This is a genomic window from Zunongwangia sp. HGR-M22 (assembly GCF_027594425.1).
GTDB lineage: Bacteria > Bacteroidota > Bacteroidia > Flavobacteriales > Flavobacteriaceae > Zunongwangia.
Genome location: NZ_CP115159.1, coordinates 567,186 through 590,258 on the forward strand (window position 1 = coordinate 567,186; position 23,073 = coordinate 590,258).

The window sequence follows — 23,073 nt, forward strand, 5'->3', positions numbered from 1 at the left end:
ATGGAAAAAATTAAGTTTTCAGCAGAATTAGATGTTTTTCAGTCGAAATCTGAATTGCCAAAGCCTATTCAAATTTTAATGAATAAAGCTATAGTAGCCAGAGATAAGGCTTACGCGCCCTATTCGAATTTTAAGGTAGGCGCCGCAATTTTGATGGAAAATGATGAAGTTGTTTCTGGTAGCAATCAGGAGAATGCTGCGTATCCATCTGGATTATGTGCAGAACGTACTGCAATTTTTTACGCCGGTTCTAAATATCCTGGTATGCCAATGAAAGCTTTGGCTGTTACGGCTAAATCGCTTAGCAAAGAAATTACCTCGCCTATCCCGCCATGCGGTGCTTGCCGGCAGTCGATTTCAGAATATGAAGTGAATCAATCTACAGGAATTCCAATCTATTTTATGGGAGAAACTGGAAAAGTGTATAAAGCGAAATCGATAAAGGATTTATTACCCTTTATTTTCGATAAACTTAATCTGTAGTCCTATAAAGATTTTTGCACTAAAACTGTTTTCCATTCTTATTATAAATAGTATTTTTGTTACTCGCTTGGCGAAATCTATCTGTAAAGCCATAAAAATTTTTAAGTAAATGAAGAAAATAACAAAAGCCACCTATTTAAAGTGGTATGAGGATATGCTGTTTTGGCGTAAGTTTGAGGATAAGCTTGCGCAAGTTTATATTCAGCAAAAAGTAAGAGGTTTTTTACATTTGTATAACGGGCAAGAAGCTATTTTGGCAGGAGCTTTACATGCGATGGATACCGATAAAGATCGTATGATTACGGCTTATCGTAATCACGTACAGCCAATTGGTTTGGGAGTAGATCCTAAAAGAGTAATGGCAGAGCTTTACGGTAAAGGTACAGGGACTTCACAAGGTTTAGGGGGTTCTATGCATATCTTTTCTAAAGAACATCGTTTTTATGGTGGTCATGGTATTGTTGGAGGACAAATTCCTTTAGGTGCCGGGCTTGCATTTGCAGATAAATATTTTAAAAGAGATGCAGTTACTCTTACATTCATGGGAGATGGGGCAACTCGTCAGGGATCTTTGCATGAGACCTTAACAATGGCTGTAAACTGGAATCTTCCAGTAGTTTTTTGCGTAGAAAATAATGGTTACGCAATGGGAACTTCAGTAGCAAGAACTGCTAAAAGTACGGATATCTGGAAACTTGGGAATGGATACGAAATGCCATGCGCGCCGGTAGATGCGATGGATCCAGAGAAAGTTGCAGAGGCTTTAGATGAAGCAATAACGCGTGCAAGAAAAGGTGAAGGCCCAACATTCTTAGAGCTTAAAACGTATCGTTATAGAGGACACTCAATGAGTGATGCTCAGCACTATAGAACGAAGGATGAAGTTGCAGAATATCAAAAAATCGATCCAATTACTAAGGTTAGAAATATTCTTATTAAAGAGAAATATGCGACCGAGGATGATATCAAGGATATTGATAAGCGAGTGAAAGATAAGGTGAAAGAATGTGAACAGTTTGCTGAAGAATCTGCTTTCCCAGATAAAAACGTAATGTACGATGTGGTTTACGAACAAGAGGATTACCCTTTCTTACCACATAAACTATAATAATTATGGCAGAAGTAATTAACATGCCGCGATTAAGCGACACCATGGAAGAAGGTGTTGTGGCAAAATGGTTAAAACAAAAAGGAGATAAAGTAGCTGAAGGAGATATTCTTGCTGAAATCGAAACCGATAAGGCGACGATGGAGTTTGAATCTTTCTATGAAGGTACATTATTACATATAGGAATTGAGGAAGGTGAAACAGCTCCGGTAGATACGCTTTTGGCAATCATCGGGGAAGAGGGAGAAGATATTTCTGGACTTTTAAATGGAGGTTCTTCTGAAGCTGCTGATGATAATAAGTCTGAAAAAGGTGAAGAAGAGACTACTGAAGACGAGGCTGCTTCATCTGAAGGAGGAGAAATTCCTGAAGGTGTAGAGATAGTAAAAATGCCACGTCTTAGTGATACTATGGAAGAAGGTACAGTTGCTTCCTGGTTGAAACAAGAAGGTGATGAGGTTTCTGAAGGAGATATTCTTGCTGAAATCGAAACCGATAAGGCGACGATGGAATTTGAATCTTTCTACGAAGGTACGCTTCTTAAAATTGGAATTGGAGAGGGAGAAACTGCTCCTGTAGATAGTTTATTAGCGATTATTGGTCCTAAAGGAACGGATGTTTCTAATGTTACCGGTGCTAGTGCTCCAAAAAAATCTGCTCCTAAAGCTGATAAAAAAACTTCTGCAGCTAGAGAGAATGTAGAAGAAGCTACATCAGACGAAACGAAATCAACATCAGAAGATGGTAGAATTTTCGCTTCTCCACTTGCTAAAAAAATGGCAGAGGATAAAGGAATTGATCTATCTAAAGTAGAAGGTTCAGGAGAGAATGGTAGAATTGTTAAGAAAGATATAGAATCTTACAAGCCATCTGCTGCTCCTGCCGCTAAAGAAGAAACTACAAAGAAAGAAGCAGAAACTTCTGTAGCTGCTCCTTATGTTCCTGCTGGTGAAGAAAGTTTTGAGGAGATCAAAAATTCTCAAATGCGTAAGACAATCGCAAAACGTCTTGGCGAATCTAAGTTTACTGCTCCACACTACTATCTTACTATAGAGGTAGATATGACTAATGCTATGCAGTCTAGAAAGCAGATTAATGCGATGCCAGATACTAAGGTATCTTTTAATGATATGGTTATTAAAGCTAGTGCAATGGCACTTCGTAAACATCCGCAGGTAAATAGCCAATGGACTGGTGATGCAATGAAAATTGCCAAGCATATCCATATGGGAGTTGCTGTAGCCGTAGAAGATGGTCTTGTTGTTCCTGTGCTTAAATTTGCAGATCAAATGTCGATGACGCAAATAGGAGGGAATGTTCGTGACCTTGCAGGTAAAGCACGTAATAAAAAACTTCAGCCAAAAGAAATGGAAGGAAGTACTTTTACAGTTTCTAACCTAGGCATGTTCGGTATTACTGAATTTACCAGTATCATTAATCAACCAAATTCAGCTATACTTTCTGTAGGAGCTATCGTAGAGAAGCCTGTAGTTAAGAATGGCGAGATTGTAGTTGGTAATACAATGACGCTCACTTTAGCTTGTGATCATAGAACTGTAGATGGTGCAACCGGTGCGGCTTTCTTAAAAGATCTTAAGACATTTATAGAAAATCCAGTGACTATGCTCGCATAAAATAATCTGGATATTAGAATAGATAAGAATCCCACGTTAAATCGTGGGATTTTTTTATTTTAGCTAATATGAGAAAACCAATTATAACTTTAGGAATCCTGGCTATTAGTATGGCCGGATTGTTTTCCTGTAACGCTCAGGGAACGGCAGAGATAGAAATTTCTGCAAACGATATGAAAGATAATTTGGAGTACTTAGCTTCAGATGATTTATTGGGTCGTAAAACGGGAACAGAAGGAATAGAAAAAGCAGCAAATTTCATTACAAGCATATTTAAGGAAAATGGCGTAAAACCTTACTACGATACTTATCGTGATCATTTCACAATAGGGGATACCAAGGCATTTAATTTAGTTGGTTATCTAGAAGGGAATGATCCTAAACTTAAAGACGAATTTGTAGTTATTGGAGCGCATTATGATCATATTGGTGTAGTTAATGCCGTAGAGGGAGATTCTATCGCTAACGGAGCTAACGATAATGCAGCAGGAACCACAGCAGTAGTAGAGTTAGCTAAATACTTTGCAGAGCTTAAAGATAACAAGCGAAGTGTTTTATTTATTCTCTTTAGTGGAGAAGAAATGGGATTAAAAGGATCTTACCATAGTGCAAAAAGACTTAGAGAAGAAGGAATCGATCTATACACCATGATTAATCTTGAGATGATTGGAGTTCCCATGGCTGGCAAAGATTATCTGGCATATGTAACCGGATTCAAGGAAAGTAATCTTGCTGAAAAATTTAATGAATATACAGGGGAGCAAACTTTAGGGTTTTTACCAGAGGCAAATCAAATGAATTTGTTTAAAAGAAGCGATAATTATCCTTATTATGCGGAATTGAAAGTGCCTGCACAAACCATTTGCACGTTCGATTTTACAAATTATCCGTACTACCATCATGTAAAGGATGAGGTTTCAGAAATGAATCCAGAACATATGGCGAATGTTGTAGAAGCTATTATTCCTGGAATCCATAAAGTGTTAAATACTCCAGAAAAGGAGATAAAGATGAATTAGAATGAAGAATGTGGTTATAACTGGAACAAGCCGGGGTATTGGTCTTGAACTGGTAAAACTTTTTGCTGAAGAAAATTTTAATATATTGGCTCTTTCGAGAAATCAGGCTCCAGTATCTGAAATGAAATTGGACAATATTAGCAGCTTTTCTTTTGATCTTGGAAAAGAATCCGACTTAAAAAAAGCTTCAGATTTTGTAGAAAAAGAATGGAATGGTAAAATAGATATTCTTATCCATAACGCAGGAGCTTTTTTAAACAAACCATTTCAAGAAACCACTCTAAGCGAGTTTAGAAATATTTACGAGGTTAATGTTTTTGGTTTAATAGGTTTAACACAGCAGTTAATGCCATTTATGACTGCTGAATCTCATATTGTAAGTATCAGTAGTATGGGAGGCGTTCAGGGGAGTATGAAATTCGCTGGTTTATCGGCATATTCTTCCAGTAAAGCGGCAATTATAACTTTAACTGAACTTTTAGCTGAAGAGTATAAAGAATCGGGACCAGTATTTAATGTCTTAGCATTGGGAGCAGTACAAACCGAAATGTTAGCAGAAGCATTTCCTGGTCTTGAAGCTCCGCTTTCCGCAGCAGAAATGGCTTCCTATATTAAGAATTTCAGCTTAACAGGAAGTAAATATTATAATGGGAAATTGCTTCAAGTTTCTAATAGTACGCCTTAATTTGGATTGATGAATCAGGTGCTTTCAAGATATTTGCCTAGTCATGCGGTAGAGCCGGCTTTTATGCTTATTCGCGATAATAATGTGCATTTAAAAGTGGTAAACGAACGCCGCACTCGGCATGGCGATTATAGAAGAATGCCAGATGGGGCGCAGCAAATAACAATTAATGCTAATCTCAACCAATATCGATTTTTAATCACTTTGGTACATGAAATTGCACACTTGCTTGCTTTCGAAAAATACGGAGGAAGAATTAAGCCGCACGGTAGAGAATGGAAGTTGACTTTTAGAAACTTAATGCTGCCATTTATTCATCCTGAAATTTTTCCGTCAAAATTACTACCGCTAATAGCTAATCATTTTAAAAACCCAACAGCAAGTAGTGATACAGATGCTCGATTGTCAATAGCTTTAAAAAGTTTTGATCAACCAAACGATAAAAACTATATTTTTGAAATGCCAGCTGGTGCATTGTTCAGGATTTATAACGGAAAGGTCTTTAAAAAAGGTCCAAAAAGAATTAAGCGCTACGAGTGTCTGGAAGTGAATAGTGGTAAAATTTATTTATTTCAACCTAATGCTGAAGTAGAGCTGATTAAAGCTTAAATTCAGGATCTGCTGAAGAATATGGAAAACGAAAACAAAAACGAAGAGATTCAAGAGGAATATCACGCAAAGGCTAAAGGGTTTTTTCAGAGTACAAAAGTATTTATAAACGATCTTTTAGATATTCGAACCGATAGTGATCGCGAATCTACATTAGAAGCGGTAAGAAAAGATATTTCCTTTAAAGGTCATAATGCCTGGATTCTTATCTTTTCCATATTTGTAGCGTCCATAGGGCTTAATGTAAGTAGTACTGCAGTAGTTATAGGAGCGATGCTTATTTCTCCATTAATGGGACCAATTGTAGGTGTTGGAATGTCGGTTGCCATTAATGATGTAGATACGCTAAAAAAGTCGCTCAAAAGCCTCGGTATCATGGTAGTGCTGAGTGTACTTACTGCTTTTGTGTATTTTAAAATCTCTCCGGTTACAGAAATTACTCCAGAGCTTGAAGCAAGGACCTATCCTACGATATTAGATGTTTTAGTGGCCATTTTTGGTGGTCTGGCATTAATAGTTGGTAAGTCTAAAAAAGGAACTATTGCGAGTGTAATTATGGGAGTGGCAATTGCTACGGCTTTAATGCCACCACTTTGTACTGTAGGTTTTAGTCTGGCAAATTCTCAATGGCAAAACGCCGGTGGTGCCTTTTATCTTTTTTCTATAAATGCTGTTTTTATTGCACTTTCGACCTTTGCGGTTGCTAAACTTTTAGGTTTTCCATTGGTGCGATATGCCAATAGCAAGAGGCGAAGAAGAACAGCTCAAATTGCTTCGGCAGTTGCGGTGATTGTAATGATTCCTAGTATCATTTTATTTATAAATCTTTTGAATAAAACCTTATTTGAGACTAAAGCAAAAGATTTTGTTAGTAATGATATTCGTTATTTGGGAGCAGAAGTTTTAAAGCAGGAATCCGATTTTGATAATAAAACAATTGATGTCTATTTAATAGGTAAGCGAGTTCCGGAAGGTACAGTAGCCACCTGGCGGGCTAAGCTAAATGAAATTGAAGCTCTTAAAGAATCACAGCTTATTGTACATCAAAATGCTGAAGACGGCGGAAATCTAGATCAATTATCCTCACAAGTTCGTAGTGGTATTTTGGAAGATTTGTATATGAAAAATCAGGAAGTTGTTGAGAATAAAGATGCCAAGATTCGCTTATTGGAAGATCAAATAAAAAGATACCGGACTTCTTTATTCGATTTTGAAAGTCTTAGTAAAGAAGCTCAGGTGAATTATAGCGAAATCAGGAATCTTGGATATTCTAATCAGGTTATTACCGATTTTCAGAAAGTAGATACCATTCCAACATTTACAATTACCTGGAAAGATAAAGTTACCGCTACTGAAAAAGAAAATAGCAGAAAGAAATTCGAAGCCTGGTTAAATGTTAGGCTAGAACTTGATACATTAAGTGTAAAATCTACTAATTAGTAGCCTTGCAGTTGCGCTTCTCTTACTTTTTTAAATAAGTCTGAAGAATACACAAAGTCGGTCACTGTTTTGTCTGTGGTCTTAAAGATTTCGTCTTTGTTGCCTGTCCACGCCAAAACACCATCTTTTAAAAACGCAATTTTTTCACCAATTTCCAGAACCGAGTTCATATCATGGGTAATGATAATTGTGGTTATATCATACTCATGTGTGATTTTCTGAATTAAATTATCAATAACCGTAGCGGTCGTAGGATCTAATCCCGAGTTAGGTTCATCACAAAATAAATATTTTGGCTGATTTACAATAGCCCGTGCTATAGAAACACGTTTTTGCATACCGCCACTAATTTCTGAAGGGAATTTATCATCTGCACCAATAAGGTTTACGCGCTCCAAAACGAGACTAACTCGTTCTTCCATCTTCGCTTTCTTCATCTTGGTAAACATTTTCAGCGGAAACATAACATTTTCTTTAACTGTCATAGAGTCAAAAAGTGCTCCTCCCTGAAAAACCATCCCAATTTCTTTCCTTAGTTCTCTTCTTTCTTCATCAGAAAATGTACTATAAGGTTTGCCGTCGTATTCAATTACGCCTTGTTCAGGAGTAAAAAGACCTAGCATGTTTTTTAAAAAAACACTTTTTCCAGATCCAGATTGGCCAATTATTAAATTAGTTTTTCCGCGCTCGAAAACAAAATCGATACCTTTTAAAACTTCTTCGCCATTAAAAGCTTTATGTAAACCTTTTACCTCTATCATAATTAACTAAGTAATAATTGAGTAACAACATAGTTGGTTACAATAAGCACCACACTTGTCCAAACAAATGCAGTGGTACTTGCATGGCCAACTTCTAAGGCTCCTCCTTTCATGTAATACCCGTGGTATGCGGGTACAGTAGAAAGAATAATTGCAAACAAGAATGTTTTTATGAATGCATATATAAGATGGAATGTAGTAAAATCATCCTGTAATCCGGTAACAAATTGTTCGGGAGTTACAAATCCTCCAAACACCGCGGCAACATAGGCGCCTAATATTCCTAAAAACATAGAGATGGCGATCACAAAAGGATAGGTCATCATAGCTACGATTTTAGGGAAAATCAAGTAGTTTTTAGAGTTGATTCCCATAACCTCTAACGCATCAATTTGTTCGGTTACCCGCATAGACCCAATACTCGATGTTATAAAAGATCCCACTTTACCTGCCATAATTATGGAAATAAAAGTTGGAGCAAATTCTAAAATCACCGATTGCCTCGCCGCATAGGCTACGAGACTTTTAGGAATTAAAGGGTTGTTGAGGTTTAGTGCTGTTTGAATTGCAACAACTGCTCCTATAAAAAAAGATAGGAAACAAACAATACCCAACGAACCGATAATAAGTTCATCGATTTCCTTAAAAATAAGATCCTTTAAGACCGATCTTTTGGTCATTCTGGCAAAAATACCTTTCAGCATGATAAAGTATTCGCCAATGGAGTGCAGGTAGGTCATTAAACAATTTTTGTAAAGCTAAAATACTAAATTTTACTTCGAAAGTATTTAACGTAGAATTAATCTTTAAGTTTATAAGTTTCTTACTTTTGAAGCATTCTTCAAATTAGTTATTATGAAACGAATATACCTGGCAACATTTATGTTGCTTTTTGCTTTCTCTACAAAAGCACAGCAATCAGAAATCAAAAATAAAAAACCAAAATTGGTGGTAGGAATCGTAGTCGATCAGATGCGATATGACTACCTGAATAAGTTTTGGAATAAATATGACGAGGGTGGTTTTAAACGCTTAATAAAGGAAGGTTTTAATTTCAGAAATAATCATTTCAATTACGCGCCAACGTACACTGGCCCGGGACATACTTCCGTTTGGACAGGAACCAGCCCAATGAATCACGGGATTATAGGGAATAACTGGTATGATAAGTTTGCGGGAGAAATGGTGTATTGTGCACAGGACGATGATGTAGAATCGGTGGGTACCAAGACCGATGCAGGTAAAATGTCACCGCATCGTGTAGAAGCAACGACACTTTCAGACCAAAACAGATTGCATACGCAGTTTAGAGGAAAAACTATCGGGGTTTCTATCAAAGATCGTGGTTCTATACTTCCGGCAGGCCATACGGCAAATGCAGCGTATTGGTATTCGGGCGGTGATGATGGGAAATTTATCACAAGTACTTATTATATGGAAGAATTACCTGCTTGGGTTAAGGATTTCAATAAATCTGGAAAATCAGATTCATATTTAAAAGAGTGGAATACACTCTACGATATTGAAACCTATACCGAAAGCGGGGAAGATGACAACGATTTTGAGAATGGTTTTAAAGGTAAAGACAAAGCTACTTTTCCTTATAATCTGAAAAAATTAAGTAAGAAAAACGGGAATTATAGCTTGATTCCGCAAACACCGTATGGTGATGATATCACTTTGGATTTTGCGCTGGCAGCAATTAAAGGAGAAGATTTAGGTAAAGATGAAGACACCGATATTTTAACCCTTAGTTTTTCTAGTACCGATAAAGTAGGGCATAACTTTGGCGCAAATTCTAAAGAGGTAGAGGATACTTACCTAAGATTAGACAAAAATCTATCTGATCTTTTAAGTTATTTAGATGAAAATGTTGGAAAAGGAGAGTATACCATTTTTCTAACTGCAGATCACGGTGGCGGCCATGTAGGTGGTTTTCTTGATCAAAATAGAATTCCAACCGGAGATCTAGACTATGATAAATTGAAAGACGATTTTTCTGCTTTTTCTACGGAAAAATTTGGCGACGGACTTATCAAAAATGTATCAAATAATCAGATCTTTTTTGATTACGAGTACATGGCAGATAATGATTTAAATCCTGCTGAAGTTGAATCTAAAATTGAGCATTTTTTAATTCAGCAGCCGGGTGTTTATAAAGTATATACTCGAAATGAACTACAGGCTAACAACTTTTCTAATGGATTAGGTTATGTTGTTCAAAACGGATTTAACCAAAAAAGAAGTGGAGATGTAATTATAGTAACCCATCCGGGAAGTGGTTACGGTAAAGGCTCTACCCACGGTAGTGTTTTTAACTACGATACGCACACCCCATTACTGTTTTTTGGAGCTGGCGTGCCAAAAGGTGAAACATATGAGCGTTCAGAGATTGTTGATATTGCGCCAACCATGGCAGCAATTTTAGGAATTGAATATCCAAATGCCACAAGTGGTAAGCCATTAGCGATAATGTTGGACAAGGCTTCAGAATAAAATAAACCGAAATAACTAAAAAGCTCCTGAGTTTCGAAAAAATTCAGGAGCTTTTTTTATTGGCACCGCCAAAGGGTTTAATACTCCATGGCTTACCTCGAAATTGAAAATTCGTTTCCGAATAACGACTCATGGGCTATCTCTAAGGTAGTTTACTCAATTCTGTAGTCAAAAAAAATGTTGTTATTTGAAAATTTTGCCTTTCATTTTTTTCCAGCGTAAGTCCCTAATAAATTTTCCTTCTTCTTCGGAAACTAATAATTCTTCCTTTGATCTTTTTGCTTGAAAATATCCTTTTAAATATGCAGGAAATAAACCGAAGTCTTTTTTCATAAAAGCTAACTTAGCTGAAGCAATTCCGGTAATTAAAAATCCGTAGCCTAATCGATAAAATGCTTTTCCTTGTTTATATCGGGAAGCTTTGTTATTATAATTGGCTCCTGTTGGTTTAAGATGTTTTACAAATAATTTGTCTGTAGTTTGGATTTTCCAGCCGTGAAACTGCGCTAAAAGTTCATCTACGGTATCCCATCCCATTGCCGGCTTTATCCCTTTAATAGCCTTAAAACATTCTTTACGATAGCATTTTAAAGCACCACGAATATGATCTTTATCGGTTAGATTTTCGATAATCCAATCGCCATTTTTTTCGATGGTACAATGTCCGGCGGCCATTCCGATTTTTGGATCTTTTTTGAAAATTTCAACTATAGTTTCTAAGTAATTTTCAGGGAAAATCAAATCAGCATCAAACTTACAGATCAAATCATAATTTTCATCCAGCTCTGCTAAACCAGCATTAAACGCATTAATCACTTTGCTTCCCGGTTGATGTGCTTCAGACGAAGTGGTGTTTTTTAGCTGAATAAAAGGGTGCTTTTTGATAAAATCCTGAACAATTTTTGGAGTCGCATCGGTGCTTTGATCGTTTACAACCACGATTTCACTTGGTAGGAAAGTCTGGCTAACCAAAGATTGGAGGGTTAAACCAATAAAATCTGCTTCATTGTGTGCCGGTATAACGATATAAATTCTCAAAAGCTAAAGTTTAGCGTAAATTTACGATATTCTATAATTTCAGGATTAATTTTATAAATCGAAGTTTTTAGATCTGTTTATTCAGTCACTCAGTTGAAGCTAAGAAACAAGCTAGATTTATCGAATTTGAATAATTGCTTTATAAAATAGTTTTCGGTTTTGACTAATCTTAGTTTGTTGGCCCGAATATTTTAGCGATGCTTCATAAGCTTGTAGTACTGGAAAATTTATTTTCGTTCAGCATAAACCGCATAATAACGCGGCGTAAATCGTCGTAAAATCGGCCGGATTCCAACTTTGTTTACAGGATTGGTCCAATTTGCGCGGGCTTTAATTTCCCAGCCAGATTTTTCTAAAAGCCAATCGAATTGCCAGTCTTCAAATTCGTGATAGTGTCGATCACGCATATCGGTTTTGCTACGATACGCTTCAGCAAACCATAATTTTAATGGTACGGTAGCAACTAATTTATCTGCCTTTATATTTTTTAGAATAGTGTATGGGTTCAATAAATGTTCGAAAATTTCAAAAGCCGTAACGACTTTAAAATCTTGTTTTACAATATCAAATTTCTCATCTAAATCTTCACCAGTTGTATTGGTAACCTTGTATCCTTCTTTCCGCATAATTTCAGAAAAAGGGTTTTGAATCCCAAGATCTAAAACCTGTGATGGAGCTTTAACATGTTTGCTTAGAAATTCGAGTGTTTTTTGGAATCGTTTACCCGGGTAGGTATCTTCGTACATTTTAATATTCGTATACTATTGCATTTATATTCATACCGGCACCAACACTGGCCAGTAAAATAATATCACCTTTTTGCAATTCCTGATTATCGATTTGTTTGTTAATCACCAGATCTAATAGAGTAGGGACCGTTGCTACACTGCTATTTCCTAATTCTTTAATAGACATAGGCATGACGCCTTCAGGAGTCTTTTTGTCAAATAATTTATAGAAACGTTTGATAATAGCTTCATCCATTTTTTCATTTGCCTGATGGATAAATACTTTTTTAAGATCGTCTATTCCTTTTCCGCTTTGCTCCAGGCAAGACTTCATGGCATTGGGAACATTGATTAACGCAAATTCGTAAATTTTACGACCATTCATTTTAATAAAACGCGTATCAGATTGAGATTCCTGATTATTAGATTTTCCAAAATAAATATATTCAGATTCACTTAAAGAATGCGTAGCTGTTTCGTGCGCCAAAATACCGCCGGTTTCTTCGCTTGCTTCTAAGATAGCGGCACCAGCGCCATCAGAAAATATCATGCTGTCCCTATCGTGCTTATCTACCACTCTAGAGAGTGATTCGGCCCCTATAACGAGGCATTTTTTGGCCATGCCGCACTTAATAAAAGCCTGTGCTTGTATCATTCCTTCAATCCAGCCAGGACATCCAAAAAGAACGTCGTAACATACACATTTAGGATTCTTAATGCGCAACTTAGCTTTTACACGCGTGGCCATACTCGGCACCGTATCGCTTTGTATAGATCCTTTTTTAACGTCACCATAATTGGTGGCGACAATAATGTAATCTAGGGTTTCAATATTTACGTTAGCAGATGCTATCGCTTTTTGTGCTGCCATAAAAGCAATATCGGAAGTGTTAAGAGAGTCATCGATATAGCGCCGCTCCTCAATCCCGGTAATTGCTTTAAATTTTTTTATGGTCTCCTCATTGGAATTAGGGAAGTCGCTACCGTCCAGATTTTTGAATTGGTGTAAATGAAAATCGGCATTCTTCGTAATAACATTAGGGATATAGCTTCCCGTTCCTGTGATCTTAATATTCATCGCGCGTTTTGAATTATTAAGGGAAGATAATAATTAAATGTGATTTTGCTAATAAAGTGTTAATTGTTTTTAGTTATAAAAAAAGGCTATCAAATTGATAGCCTTTTTTATGATATATCTTAAAAGTTATGCTTCTATATATTCTTCAATAGGAGGGCAGGTACACATTAAATTTCTGTCTCCAAAAGCTTCATCTACTCTTCTAACAGTAGGCCAAAACTTATTATCTGCAATATAATCTAATGGAAAAGCTGCTTTTTCACGGCTATAAGGTAAATTCCACTCGCTTGCGGTTAACATTTTAATCGTGTGTGGCGCATTTTTTAATACGTTGTTTGGCTCATCTGCACTAGATTCTTCAATTTCTTTTTTAATAGAAATCAAAGCATCACAAAAACGATCTAATTCAGCTTTGCTTTCACTTTCTGTAGGTTCAATCATTACAGTTCCAGCAACTGGGAAAGATACCGTTGGTGCGTGGAATCCATAATCGATAAGTCTCTTAGCGATATCAGTCACTTCAATACCGTTTTCTTTAAACGGGCGGCAATCCAAAATCATTTCGTGAGCTGCACGTCCGCGTTCGCCAGAGTATAAGGTTTTATAATGATCTGAAAGACGTTCTTTAATATAATTTGCGTTTAAGATCGCATGTTCGGTAGCTTTTTGAAGTCCGCCGCTTCCCAACATTTTGATATATGCATAAGAAATTAAACATACTAAAGAAGATCCCCAAGGAGCTGAAGAAATTGGGCCAATAGCTTGTTCTCCTCCAGTTTTAATTACTGGGTTTCCTGGTAAAAACGGTACTAGTTGCTTTGCAACACAAATAGGACCAACACCTGGGCCACCACCACCATGTGGAATCGCAAAGGTTTTATGAAGGTTTAAGTGACAAACATCTGCACCGATATTTCCCGGATTGGTTAAACCAACCTGAGCATTCATATTGGCACCGTCCATATAAACCTGCCCTCCATTATCGTGGATAATCTGAGTAATTTCTTTAATAGCCGATTCGAATACACCGTGAGTCGATGGATAAGTCACCATTAAAGCTGCAAGATTGTCTTTATGCTCAATAGCTTTTTCTCTTAAATCATCAATATCGATATTTCCATTTTCGGTAGCTTTGGTTACCACTACTTTCATTCCCGCCATTACTGCAGATGCCGGGTTGGTTCCGTGTGCAGAAGAAGGAATTAAACAAACATCACGATGTCCCTGGCCTTGAGCTTCATGATAAGCTCTAATCACCATTAATCCTGCATATTCTCCCTGCGCACCAGAATTTGGTTGTAAAGAAGTAGCAGAAAAACCAGTAATCTCGGTTAACTGATCTTCCAATTCTTTAAGAATAATTTGATAACCTTCAGCTTGTTCTATCGGAGCAAAAGGGTGAATATTTCCCCATTGCGGATTACTAAGCGGAAGCATTTCTGAAGCTGCATTCAACTTCATCGTACAAGATCCTAAAGAAATCATGGAGTGATTTAACGAAAGATCTTTACGTTCTAATTTTTTGATATAACGCATCAATTCAGTTTCTGAATGGTATGCGTTAAAAACTTCGTGAGTTAAGAAATCTGTTTTTCTAGAAACCGATTCAGGAATTGCGGTAATTTCTTTTAACTCTGAAAGCTCTTCAGTTTTTTTACTAGCTACTTCAGCAAAAATAGATACTATTGCATTTACATCTTCTGTAGTAGTAGTTTCATTTAATGAAATCACTACAGTTTCAGCATTAGGATAATAGAAGTTATATTCTTTAGCTTCCGCAGCAGCTTTTATTTTTTCAGCATCTGCCTTTATCTGAAGTGTATCAAAATATGCTGAATTTACCTGCTCGTAACCTAATTTTTCTAATTCAGAAGCAAGGTTTGTGGTAGAATAATGAACGGTGTCAGCAATATATTGTAATCCTTTTGGCCCGTGATACACCGCGTACATTCCTGCCATTACTGCAAGTAAAACTTGTGCAGTACAAATGTTAGACGTTGCACGATCACGTTTTATATGTTGCTCTCTGGTTTGCAACGCCATTCTTAGCGCATGATTACCATCGGTATCTTTAGTTACACCAATAATACGCCCGGGAAGGTTTCTTTTATAAGCCTCCTTAGTTGCAAAATAAGCAGCGTGAGGCCCACCATAACCTAATGGAATCCCAAAACGTTGCGTAGTTCCTACAACCACATCTACACCTAATTCACCAGGAGCCTGTAATTTTACTAAGCTTAAAATATCGGCAGCGACAGCTACTTTTATTCCGTTTTCGTTACAGTTATTTACAAAATCTGCATAGTCGAAAATTTGACCGTGCTTTCCAGGATATTGAATTAAAGCACCAAAAAAATCAGAGGAATAATCGAATTCGGCATGATCGCCAAGTACTATTTCAATACCTAAAAATTCTGCGCGGGTTTTAATTAATGAGATGGTTTGTGGTAAAACCTGTTCAGAAATAAAGAACTTATTTACGTTATCCTTTTTTTGCTTACGATCTCTAACCGCAAATAGTAAAGCCATAGCTTCTGCCGCTGCAGTAGATTCGTCTAAAAGGGAGGCATTGGCGATTTCCATTCCGGTAAGATCGCTTACCATTGTTTGAAAATTTAGCAAGGCTTCCAATCGTCCTTGAGCAATCTCAGCTTGATAAGGCGTATAAGCCGTATACCAGCCCGGATTTTCTAAAACATTACGTTGTATTACCGCAGGCATAATTCCCTGGTGGTAACCTAGACCAATGTAAGATTTGAAAACCTTATTTTTAGCAGCTAACTTTCCAATATGCTCGGCGTATTGATTCTCGCTAAGCGCTTTTGGTAAATTTAGGGGCTGTTTTAAACGAATATCATCTGGGATTGTTTCGTAGATAAGTTGCTCCAAGCTATCAACGCCGATAGTCTGTAGCATCTCTTTAAGATTTTCTTCTTTAGGACCAATGTGTCGAAGGGCAAAAGAATCTGTTCTCATCAATATTGTAGTTGTGTTTTGATGGCGCGAAATTACGTAATTTCATCGTAAATCTTTAAAGATTAGACGACACAGTTTTAAAGATTTTTTAACGTCTGGTGAAGAATTATAGCTTAAAATTTTAAGGTTCGATTTCCATAAGTAAATTTAGAAATTAGAATTGCCTATTTTAGCCTAGTGAAGTCGCTAAAATACCTTTTTAATTTTTATTTAAATTCCAGTATCCATACCGGGATTGCCGTGGTTTGTTTTACCCTAGTTACTTTTTTAGAGTTTGGGATTGAGGTTGATCAAAACCTGCTTTGGTTTATTTTCTTCGGAACGGTTACCAGTTATAATTTTGTAAAATACGCCAGTGTTGCCGGTTTGCATCATTCCAGTCTTGCTGAGAATTTAAAGATTATACAGGTGTTCTCGTTTTTCTGTTTTATAGCTTTATTGTGGTTTACACTGAAACAAGATTACAAAACGCTTTTTGTTTCGACTATATTGGGAATGCTAACCTTGCTTTACGCAACGCCTGTCTTAAAAGGGCATCAAAATTTAAGGAATATCGCCGGTATCAAAGTTTTCGTAATAGCTATTACAGCTACCGGAACCGGAGTTTTATTACCCTTATTACATCATTATGAGATTTCGCTTCAGGATAAAATTATAGCTATAATTCAACGAATATTAATACATGTGGTATTGATGCTTCCTTTTGAAATTAGAGATTTAAGATATGATCATGCTTCACTAAAAACCATTCCGCAGCTATTGGGAGTAAAGAACACTAAAATTTTTGGAGGTGTTTTGCTTTTTTTAGCGGTAGGTTTAGAACTATTCAAAACTAGCGCTGTGGAATATAGCTTGCTGGGATTGGCAATATTTGTAGTTCTGGTTGTCATAATGTTGTTGGCCTCAAGAACAAAACAAAACAAATTTTATTCTTCTTTTTGGGTAGAAGCTGCACCAATATTCTGGGTGCTAATTTTGGTTATTCTAGGTGAGATTTCCTAAGCTCTTCTTGGATAGCTTTACGCCAGCATTCTTTCTCATCTGGCGAGCAGCACTCTAATTTTGCTTTCTCAATAAGTTTAGTTAAACGTGTGTTACGCTCGCTGTATTCTCTACAACGAGGACATTCTGCTAAATGCTCTAAAAGCTGCATTTTTTCCATCAAGTCAGCTTCTTTATACTGACCTTTATCACAGCAGCATTCCGCCTTATCGCAATCAATATATTTCTTTTCTTCCTGCATAGTTAAAACCAGTTTTTTTCCAGACAAGCTGCTAAAGCTGTTCTGGCTCTGTGGATTATTACCCAAAGATTAGACGGAGTGATATCGAATTCTTTACAAATAACATCGGTATCTATACCATCGATAGTTTTCATTTTAAAAATGGTCGCATGCTTAGTATTTATTTTTTCTAAACAGTCCAGAATTGCCATACCCAGCTCTGTGTTTTCCATTTCGTCCTCGGCAGTTTTATCAAATTGATCGGCAACCTGCTCTTCCAGCCAGTCACCATCGTTTTCACCGTCACGATAATTAATATGAACTTCGGCCTGTCCCTTCTTAGAATTACTCCTGCGGTAATGATCGATAATTTTTCGTTTAAGGATAGAGATTAACCAGGTTCGTTCACTGGCTTCACCCTTAAAATTTTCCATCGATTTGAGACCGGCAAGAAAAGTTTCAGAAATAAGATCGTTAGCAACCTCACGATCGTTTACTCTTACAATTGTATAATTGAAGAGATAATCTGAGTATTTATCTACCCATTTAGTTGGATCTATGCTATGCGTTGACATTTTTTTGTCGTGAGATTATCAGGTAAAAGTAAGAAAACTTATTTATACCAAAGAATGGTTTGTATGCTTTGAATTTTTTTTCGATTTGAAGTAGTCGTCACCCTGAACATGATTCAGAATCCCATTACGTTTTCAACTGGATGAGATTCGGGATCAAGTCCGGAATGACGATTTTTTCAGCTTCTACTTTTCAATTAATCCTGCTCTTTTAAGTAAAGCATCGGGCTTTGGTTCTTCTCCACGGAAGCGTTTATAAAGCGTCATAGGATGCTCGGTACCGCCCATAGAAAGAATATTGTTTTTGAATTTATCGGCAACTTCTTTATTAAAAATTCCTTGTTCTTTAAAAAATTCAAACGCGTCAGCATCTAAAACTTCGGCCCATTTATAAGAATAATATCCTGCTGAATAACCTCCCTGAAAAATATGAGAAAATGCGGTGCTCATACAATTTTCCGGAACATCTGGATATAATTTTGTTGGTTCAAAAGCTTGTTTCTCGTGTGCTTTTACATCATTAACCTCCGTTGGGTTTATCGCATGCCAGCTTAAATCTAACATTCCGAAACTTAATTGGCGAACGGTTTGCATTCCTTCCTGGAAGCTAGACGAATCTTTTATTTTTTCAACCAATTCCATCGGAATTGACTCACCGGTTTTATAATGTTTCGCAAAAAGCTGTAATGCTTCTTTTTCGTAACACCAATTTTCTAAAACTTGGCTAGGTAATTCCACAAAATCCCAATATACATTCGGGCCTGATAAACTTGGATACACGGTATTGGCTAACATGCCGTGCAGTGCATGTCCAAATTCGTGGAAAAGCGTGGTCACTTCATTAAAAGTTAATAAGGAAGGTTCCGATTTTGTTGGTTTCGTGAAATTACAAACGATCGAAACATGTGGCCGCTCTTCTTTTTCGTTTTTTACATACTGCGATTTATACTCTGTCATCCAGGCGCCACCACGTTTTCCCGGTCTTGGATGAAAATCGGCATAAAATAAGGCTACATCTTTGCCATCTTCATCGGTAACATTATAGGTCTTTACATCGGGATGATATTTTTCAACCTCATTGGTTTCGTTGAATTGAAGTCCGTATAACTTGCCGGCAACGGTGAAAACTCCGTCGATTACATTTTCTAATTTGAAATATGGTTTTAGCTTTTCATCATCTAAATTGAATAATTTTTGCTTCAATTTTTCACTGTAGTAAGCTGAATCCCATTTTTCCAATCGGTCGATATTATCTAATTCTTTCGCGAATTCTTCAAGCGCTGCAAATTCTTTTTCCGCAGCAGGTTTAGCCTTTTCAAGAAGTTCATTTAAAAAACGATCCACTTTTTCCGGAGTTTCTGCCATTCGCTCTTGCAATACAAAATGTGCATGTGTTTCGAAACCTAAAAGTTGTGCTCGCTGATACCTGAGTTTGGCGATTTTAAGCACATTTTCTTGGTTGTCTAGTTCATCTCCATGAAATCCTTTTGCACCAAAAGCTAATGCCATTTTTTTACGAAGTTCACGGTTTTTCGCATACTTCATAAACGGGATATAACTTGGATAATCTAACGTGAAGATCCAGCCCTCTTTTTCGCGAGATTCAGCAACACCTTTAGCTTCTTCTTTAAAACTTTCCGGTAAACCTTCAAGATCGTCCTTGTTGGTAATTTGTAGCTCAAATTTATTAGTTTCAGCTAATACATTTTCACCAAAATGTAAACTTAACGCAGCAAGTTGCTTGTCGATTTCTCGTAATTCCTCTTGTTTTTCTTTCGGAAGATTGGCACCGTTTCTAGAAAACGACTTGTATTTTTTATCTAAAAGCGTTTTTTGTTCGGTTGTAAGATCTAACTGATCTTTTTGATCGTAAACCGATTTTACACGTTTAAATAAATCTTCATTTAAAATTATATCGTTACTAAATTCAGATAATAATGGAGAAACTTCCTGAGCAATTTTCTGAATTTCTGCGTTGGTTTCTGCGGAATTAAGGTTGAAGAAAATACTGGTTACACGATCTAATTTTTCACCGGCAAATTCTAATTCCTCTATAGTATTCTGAAAAGTTGGTTCAGTTTCAGCTGAAGCAATTGCTTCAATTTCAGCTTTTGCTAGTTGTATAGCTTCGGTAATTGCAGGTTTAAAATGTTCGGTTTCAATTTTAGAAAACGGAGCATAATTAAAATCTTGCAATAATGGATTATCTGTACTCATATACATTCAATTTTTTCGAATTAGTGAAGTACAAAGCCTAAGCCATAATCAAGATTAGTTATTTTATTTCAGGTTTTTAAGATTGATTGCCAGAATTAAGGAATCTGAGTTATTTTATTCGGACGAATTGGCAGAGTTTTTAGAGTTTAGAAATTAGACCGCTTTGCTGCTAGAAAATAGATTTATAGGTTTTTGGAAACAAGATTTCAATTAGCAATAACCAATAATCAATTAGCAGGCAGCCTTTAGTTTTCAGCAATCAGTACATTTCATTACAGATTAATTCTAAAGAAATGGCGAAATTTCATTCAAAATTCAGCATTTAAAATTCGAAATAAGTATCCTGTTTCTAAAATCTATTGTCTAACATCTAAAATCTGAAAACGAAGCGATCTAGTTGCTACTTCTTCTTAACCTCTTCTGCGCCTTTGATCACTTTTTCTTTAAGTCCTTCTTTAAAAACTAGCACTTTATCTTGAACACATTTATCGGCAGCACCGATAATTTGAGCAGCTAAAATCCCTGCGTTTTTAGCACCATCTAAAGCAACGGTAGCTACGGGAACACCGCCCGGCATTTGCAGAATCGATAATACAGAATCCCAACCATCGATAGAGTTTCTAGATTTTACCGGAACACCAATAACTGGTAGCGGAGAAAGTGAAGCAATCATTCCTGGTAAATGTGCGGCGCCACCAGCACCGGCAATTATTACGCTAATTCCGCGAGTATGAGCATTTTTTCCGTAATCGAATAATTTCTCCGGAGTTCGATGTGCTGAAACAATATCTACTTCAACTTCAATATCAAAACCCTGTAAAATATCTACTGCTTCCTGCATTACCGGCAGGTCGCTAGTACTTCCCATAATAATTCCTACTTTGCTCATTTTATATCTTTTTGACTACTAAACTTTTAATTTATAGTATCTCTTGTTTTCGTCATTCCGTGCCTGACACGGAATCTCATCCCCGTTGAAAAATCGAATGAGACCCTGAAACAAGTTCAGGGTGACGTGTAATTTATTCTTATTGCTAATTTGTTTATAAGTTTAGGAAATAGAAATTCAGACAAAAACCGATTTGATAATTTTCTAACTTCTAACTTCTAACTTCTAACTTCTAACTTCTAACTTCTAACTTCTAACTTCTAACTTCTAACTTCTAACTTCTAACTTCTAACTTCTAACTTCTAACTTCTAACTTCTAACTTTAATAGTTCCTTTTACCTGTTCCGCAATTTTTCTTGCTTCGTCAATATTTTCGTTTACAATAGTTACGTGTCCCATTTTTCGAAAAGGACGTGTGATCTTTTTTCCGTAGATATGGGGAGTAACACCTTCCATTTTCATGATTTTATCGATATTCTCGTAAACTACTTCGCCCTCATAATCTTTGTCACCAACTAGGTTTACCATTATTCCACCTAATTTGCTATCGGTTTTTCCTAAAGGTAAATCTAAAATAGCGCGAATATGTTGCTCAAACTGATTGGTGTAACTCGCTTCAATACTATAATGCCCACTGTTGTGAGGGCGTGGTGCTACTTCGTTTACTAAAATTTCATCATTTTCGGTTTGAAACATTTCTACAGCCAAAAGGCCTACATGCTCAAAAGCTTTAGAAACTTTTTGTGCTATCGCTCTGGCTTTTTCAGCAACATGATTGTCAATTCTGGCTGGGCAAATTACATATTCTACTTGGTTGGCTGTTGGATGAAATTCCATTTCTACCACCGGATAGGTTTTTACTTCGCCGTTTGGTGTTCTGGCAACAATCACGGCAAGCTCATTTTTAAACGGAATCATTTCTTCCGCAATACATTCAGCATCCGGTAATTCTTTTAAATCTTCAGCTTTCTTAATTACAGCTACTCCTTTTCCGTCGTAACCACCCGTCGCACTTTTCCAAACAAACGGTAAAGATCTGGCGCCAGATTCTACATCTGCGAGAAGATTCGCGATTTTTTGATACACTTTGAAAGGAGCAGTTGGAATTTCTTTCTCTGTATAAAATTGTTTTTGTACCGCTTTATTCTGAATTTTTTCTAGTGTTGCCGCACTTGGGTAGGTTTTAATACCTTCAGTTTCTAGCTTTTTTAAAGCGTCTATATTTACGCCTTCAATCTCAAAAGTTAAAACATCAACTTTTCTTCCGAAGTTTAAAACAGTTTCAAAATCCATCAAATCACCCTGTTCAAAATGATCGCAAGCAATTCTGGAAGGCGCTTCGTTATTTGGATCTAAAACATAGGTTTGGATGTCATACTTACGTGTGTCGTAAAGCATCATTTTGCCCAATTGGCCACCGCCAAGAATACCCAGTTTAAAATTTGAAGAAAAATAATTAATCATATTTAAGGCTGTTTGTGCAAAAATAAATTTTTAAGGAAGACTGTACTATTTATTCTTGCAGAAATTGGGTGAGTGTTGTAAATGAGATTCCGTATCTTTGCTTCCTTAAAAAAAGCAGATTTTGGTAAAAATACACGATATTGTTTTTGAACCTTATGTGAGTGAGGAAGAAATTGATACAGCAATAACAAAAATCGCAGAAAAGCTTAACGCAGATTATGAAAATGAGCGTCCTGTTTTTTTAAGCGTGCTTAATGGCTCTTTTATGTTTACTTCTGAAGTGATGAAAAAGTTCAAAAGAGAGTGTGATATTCAGTTTGTAAAATTAGGATCTTACCAGGGCACAGAATCTACAGGAGATGTAAGAACTTTAATAGGTCTTAATAAATCTCTTGCGGGTAAAAAAGTGGTGATTTTGGAGGATATTGTAGATACCGGAGGCACGTTGCAAGAGCTGGATAAAATTTTGAGAGAAAAAAATGTGAGTGATTATAAGGTTGCTACATTATTTTATAAACCCTCCATGTATCGCGGAAGTATAAATATTGATTACGCAGGAATCGAAATTCCTAATGAATTTATAGTGGGCTATGGTCTAGATTATGATGGTTTAGGAAGAAATCTTACAGCAGTATACAAACGTAAATCGTAAAC

At 36.5% G+C, this 23,073-nt stretch carries 21 protein-coding genes; 10 read left to right on the forward strand and 11 right to left on the reverse strand.

All coding sequences use genetic code 11. The annotated features are described in order from the left end of the window. The 7 genes from cdd (at position 1) to PBT91_RS02410 (ending at position 6,978) form a co-directional block, all read left to right on the forward strand. A complete protein-coding gene (gene cdd, locus PBT91_RS02380) occupies positions 1-483 on the forward strand; it encodes a cytidine deaminase (protein ID WP_270060207.1) in 483 nt (160 codons plus the stop codon). 109 nt (positions 484-592) lie between these two features. Continuing rightward, positions 593-1,591 (forward strand): pyruvate dehydrogenase (acetyl-transferring) E1 component subunit alpha, encoded by a 999-nt coding sequence (pdhA, locus tag PBT91_RS02385; RefSeq protein WP_270060208.1) that lies wholly within the window; start codon positions 593-595, stop codon positions 1,589-1,591. Between the two features lie 5 nt (positions 1,592-1,596). Then, a complete protein-coding gene (locus tag PBT91_RS02390; protein ID WP_270060209.1) occupies positions 1,597-3,225 on the forward strand; it encodes a pyruvate dehydrogenase complex dihydrolipoamide acetyltransferase in 1,629 nt (542 codons plus the stop codon). 68 nt (positions 3,226-3,293) lie between these two features. Beyond that, positions 3,294-4,244 carry a M28 family peptidase gene (locus PBT91_RS02395; RefSeq protein WP_270060210.1) on the forward strand — a complete coding sequence of 317 codons (951 nt, stop codon included), beginning with the start codon at positions 3,294-3,296 and terminating at the stop codon, positions 4,242-4,244. A gap of 1 nt (position 4,245) precedes the next feature. Further along, positions 4,246-4,929, forward strand: a complete 684-nt coding sequence (locus PBT91_RS02400) for an SDR family NAD(P)-dependent oxidoreductase (protein ID WP_270060211.1) — start codon at positions 4,246-4,248, stop codon at positions 4,927-4,929. A 9-nt stretch (positions 4,930-4,938) separates the two neighbouring features. Next, the gene (locus PBT91_RS02405; protein ID WP_270060212.1) at positions 4,939-5,538 is read left to right on the forward strand and encodes a SprT-like domain-containing protein; all 600 of its coding nucleotides are present in this window, start codon (positions 4,939-4,941) and stop codon (positions 5,536-5,538) included. 21 nt (positions 5,539-5,559) lie between these two features. Continuing rightward, on the forward strand, positions 5,560-6,978 hold the full coding sequence (locus PBT91_RS02410) for a DUF389 domain-containing protein (protein ID WP_270060213.1): 1,419 nt from the start codon (positions 5,560-5,562) through the stop codon (positions 6,976-6,978). Here PBT91_RS02410 and PBT91_RS02415 read toward each other — a convergent pair. Next, positions 6,975-7,739 carry an ABC transporter ATP-binding protein gene (locus PBT91_RS02415; RefSeq protein WP_270060214.1) on the reverse strand — a complete coding sequence of 255 codons (765 nt, stop codon included), beginning with the start codon at positions 7,737-7,739 and terminating at the stop codon, positions 6,975-6,977. The genes PBT91_RS02410 and PBT91_RS02415 overlap by 4 nt on opposite strands. Positions 7,740-7,741: 2 nt before the next feature. Continuing rightward, entirely contained in the window at positions 7,742-8,479 is a 738-nt protein-coding gene (locus PBT91_RS02420) for an MlaE family ABC transporter permease (RefSeq protein ID WP_270060215.1), read from the reverse strand. A 115-nt stretch (positions 8,480-8,594) separates the two neighbouring features. Here PBT91_RS02420 and pafA point away from each other — a divergent pair, with 115 nt between their 5' ends. Continuing rightward, complete coding sequence (gene pafA, locus PBT91_RS02425) at positions 8,595-10,235, forward strand: alkaline phosphatase PafA (protein WP_270060216.1); 1,641 nt, start codon at positions 8,595-8,597, stop codon at positions 10,233-10,235. Between the two features lie 183 nt (positions 10,236-10,418). Here pafA and PBT91_RS02430 read toward each other — a convergent pair whose 3' ends face one another. The 4 genes from PBT91_RS02430 to gcvP all read right to left on the reverse strand — a co-directional run bounded on the left by PBT91_RS02430 (position 10,419) and on the right by gcvP (position 16,055). After that, positions 10,419-11,273, reverse strand: coding sequence for a glycosyltransferase family 2 protein (locus tag PBT91_RS02430; RefSeq protein WP_270060217.1), 855 nt, complete (start codon positions 11,271-11,273; stop codon positions 10,419-10,421). Between the two features lie 227 nt (positions 11,274-11,500). Continuing rightward, positions 11,501-12,019 (reverse strand): methyltransferase, encoded by a 519-nt coding sequence (locus PBT91_RS02435; RefSeq protein ID WP_270060218.1) that lies wholly within the window; start codon positions 12,017-12,019, stop codon positions 11,501-11,503. Position 12,020: 1 nt separating this feature from the next. Continuing rightward, positions 12,021-13,079 carry a 3-oxoacyl-ACP synthase III family protein gene (locus tag PBT91_RS02440; RefSeq protein WP_270060219.1) on the reverse strand — a complete coding sequence of 353 codons (1,059 nt, stop codon included), beginning with the start codon at positions 13,077-13,079 and terminating at the stop codon, positions 12,021-12,023. Between the two features lie 126 nt (positions 13,080-13,205). After that, entirely contained in the window at positions 13,206-16,055 is a 2,850-nt protein-coding gene (gene gcvP / locus PBT91_RS02445) for an aminomethyl-transferring glycine dehydrogenase (protein ID WP_270060220.1), read from the reverse strand. A 177-nt stretch (positions 16,056-16,232) separates the two neighbouring features. Here gcvP and PBT91_RS02450 point away from each other — a divergent pair, with 177 nt between their 5' ends. Continuing rightward, entirely contained in the window at positions 16,233-17,057 is an 825-nt protein-coding gene (locus PBT91_RS02450; RefSeq protein WP_270060221.1) for a hypothetical protein, read from the forward strand. Here PBT91_RS02450 and PBT91_RS02455 read toward each other — a convergent pair. From PBT91_RS02455 to PBT91_RS02475, 5 genes are all read right to left on the reverse strand, one after another. Then, positions 17,035-17,298 (reverse strand): hypothetical protein, encoded by a 264-nt coding sequence (locus PBT91_RS02455; RefSeq protein ID WP_270060222.1) that lies wholly within the window; start codon positions 17,296-17,298, stop codon positions 17,035-17,037. The genes PBT91_RS02450 and PBT91_RS02455 overlap by 23 nt on opposite strands. 2 nt (positions 17,299-17,300) lie before the next feature. Further along, positions 17,301-17,852: a sigma-70 family RNA polymerase sigma factor gene (locus tag PBT91_RS02460; protein ID WP_270060223.1), complete on the reverse strand. Its 552-nt coding sequence runs from the start codon at positions 17,850-17,852 to the stop codon at positions 17,301-17,303. 183 nt (positions 17,853-18,035) lie between these two features. After that, a complete protein-coding gene (locus PBT91_RS02465) occupies positions 18,036-20,066 on the reverse strand; it encodes a M3 family metallopeptidase (RefSeq protein ID WP_270060224.1) in 2,031 nt (676 codons plus the stop codon). Between the two features lie 400 nt (positions 20,067-20,466). After that, positions 20,467-20,955: a 5-(carboxyamino)imidazole ribonucleotide mutase gene (gene purE, locus PBT91_RS02470; protein WP_270060225.1), complete on the reverse strand. Its 489-nt coding sequence runs from the start codon at positions 20,953-20,955 to the stop codon at positions 20,467-20,469. A gap of 309 nt (positions 20,956-21,264) precedes the next feature. Beyond that, positions 21,265-22,419: a 5-(carboxyamino)imidazole ribonucleotide synthase gene (locus PBT91_RS02475; RefSeq protein ID WP_270060226.1), complete on the reverse strand. Its 1,155-nt coding sequence runs from the start codon at positions 22,417-22,419 to the stop codon at positions 21,265-21,267. A gap of 121 nt (positions 22,420-22,540) precedes the next feature. On the opposite strand from PBT91_RS02475, the gene hpt reads away from it, so the two are divergent. Next, positions 22,541-23,071, forward strand: coding sequence for a hypoxanthine phosphoribosyltransferase (gene hpt, locus PBT91_RS17585; protein ID WP_333474217.1), 531 nt, complete (start codon positions 22,541-22,543; stop codon positions 23,069-23,071). The last annotated feature ends 2 nt before the right edge of the window (positions 23,072-23,073 follow it).

Excerpts from the sequence above, each read along its gene's own strand:
- PBT91_RS02440 (WP_270060219.1), bottom strand. The coding sequence starts at position 13,079 with ATGAATATTAAGATCACAGGAACGGGAAGCTATATCCCTAATGTTATT.
- PBT91_RS02455 (WP_270060222.1), bottom strand. The coding sequence starts at position 17,298 with ATGCAGGAAGAAAAGAAATATATTGATTGCGATAAGGCGGAATGCTGC.
- pafA (WP_270060216.1), top strand. The coding sequence starts at position 8,595 with ATGAAACGAATATACCTGGCAACATTTATGTTGCTTTTTGCTTTCTCT.
- PBT91_RS02460 (WP_270060223.1), bottom strand. The coding sequence starts at position 17,852 with ATGTCAACGCATAGCATAGATCCAACTAAATGGGTAGATAAATACTCA.
- PBT91_RS02400 (WP_270060211.1), top strand. The coding sequence starts at position 4,246 with ATGAAGAATGTGGTTATAACTGGAACAAGCCGGGGTATTGGTCTTGAA.
- PBT91_RS02395 (WP_270060210.1), top strand. The coding sequence starts at position 3,294 with ATGAGAAAACCAATTATAACTTTAGGAATCCTGGCTATTAGTATGGCC.
- PBT91_RS02465 (WP_270060224.1), bottom strand. The coding sequence starts at position 20,066 with ATGAGTACAGATAATCCATTATTGCAAGATTTTAATTATGCTCCGTTT.
- cdd (WP_270060207.1), top strand. The coding sequence starts at position 1 with ATGGAAAAAATTAAGTTTTCAGCAGAATTAGATGTTTTTCAGTCGAAA.
- PBT91_RS02410 (WP_270060213.1), top strand. The coding sequence starts at position 5,560 with ATGGAAAACGAAAACAAAAACGAAGAGATTCAAGAGGAATATCACGCA.
- PBT91_RS02475 (WP_270060226.1), bottom strand. The coding sequence starts at position 22,419 with ATGATTAATTATTTTTCTTCAAATTTTAAACTGGGTATTCTTGGCGGT.
- purE (WP_270060225.1), bottom strand. The coding sequence starts at position 20,955 with ATGAGCAAAGTAGGAATTATTATGGGAAGTACTAGCGACCTGCCGGTA.
- PBT91_RS02420 (WP_270060215.1), bottom strand. The coding sequence starts at position 8,479 with ATGACCTACCTGCACTCCATTGGCGAATACTTTATCATGCTGAAAGGT.
- PBT91_RS02435 (WP_270060218.1), bottom strand. The coding sequence starts at position 12,019 with ATGTACGAAGATACCTACCCGGGTAAACGATTCCAAAAAACACTCGAA.
- gcvP (WP_270060220.1), bottom strand. The coding sequence starts at position 16,055 with ATGAGAACAGATTCTTTTGCCCTTCGACACATTGGTCCTAAAGAAGAA.
- pdhA (WP_270060208.1), top strand. The coding sequence starts at position 593 with ATGAAGAAAATAACAAAAGCCACCTATTTAAAGTGGTATGAGGATATG.
- PBT91_RS02390 (WP_270060209.1), top strand. The coding sequence starts at position 1,597 with ATGGCAGAAGTAATTAACATGCCGCGATTAAGCGACACCATGGAAGAA.
- PBT91_RS02405 (WP_270060212.1), top strand. The coding sequence starts at position 4,939 with ATGAATCAGGTGCTTTCAAGATATTTGCCTAGTCATGCGGTAGAGCCG.
- PBT91_RS02415 (WP_270060214.1), bottom strand. The coding sequence starts at position 7,739 with ATGATAGAGGTAAAAGGTTTACATAAAGCTTTTAATGGCGAAGAAGTT.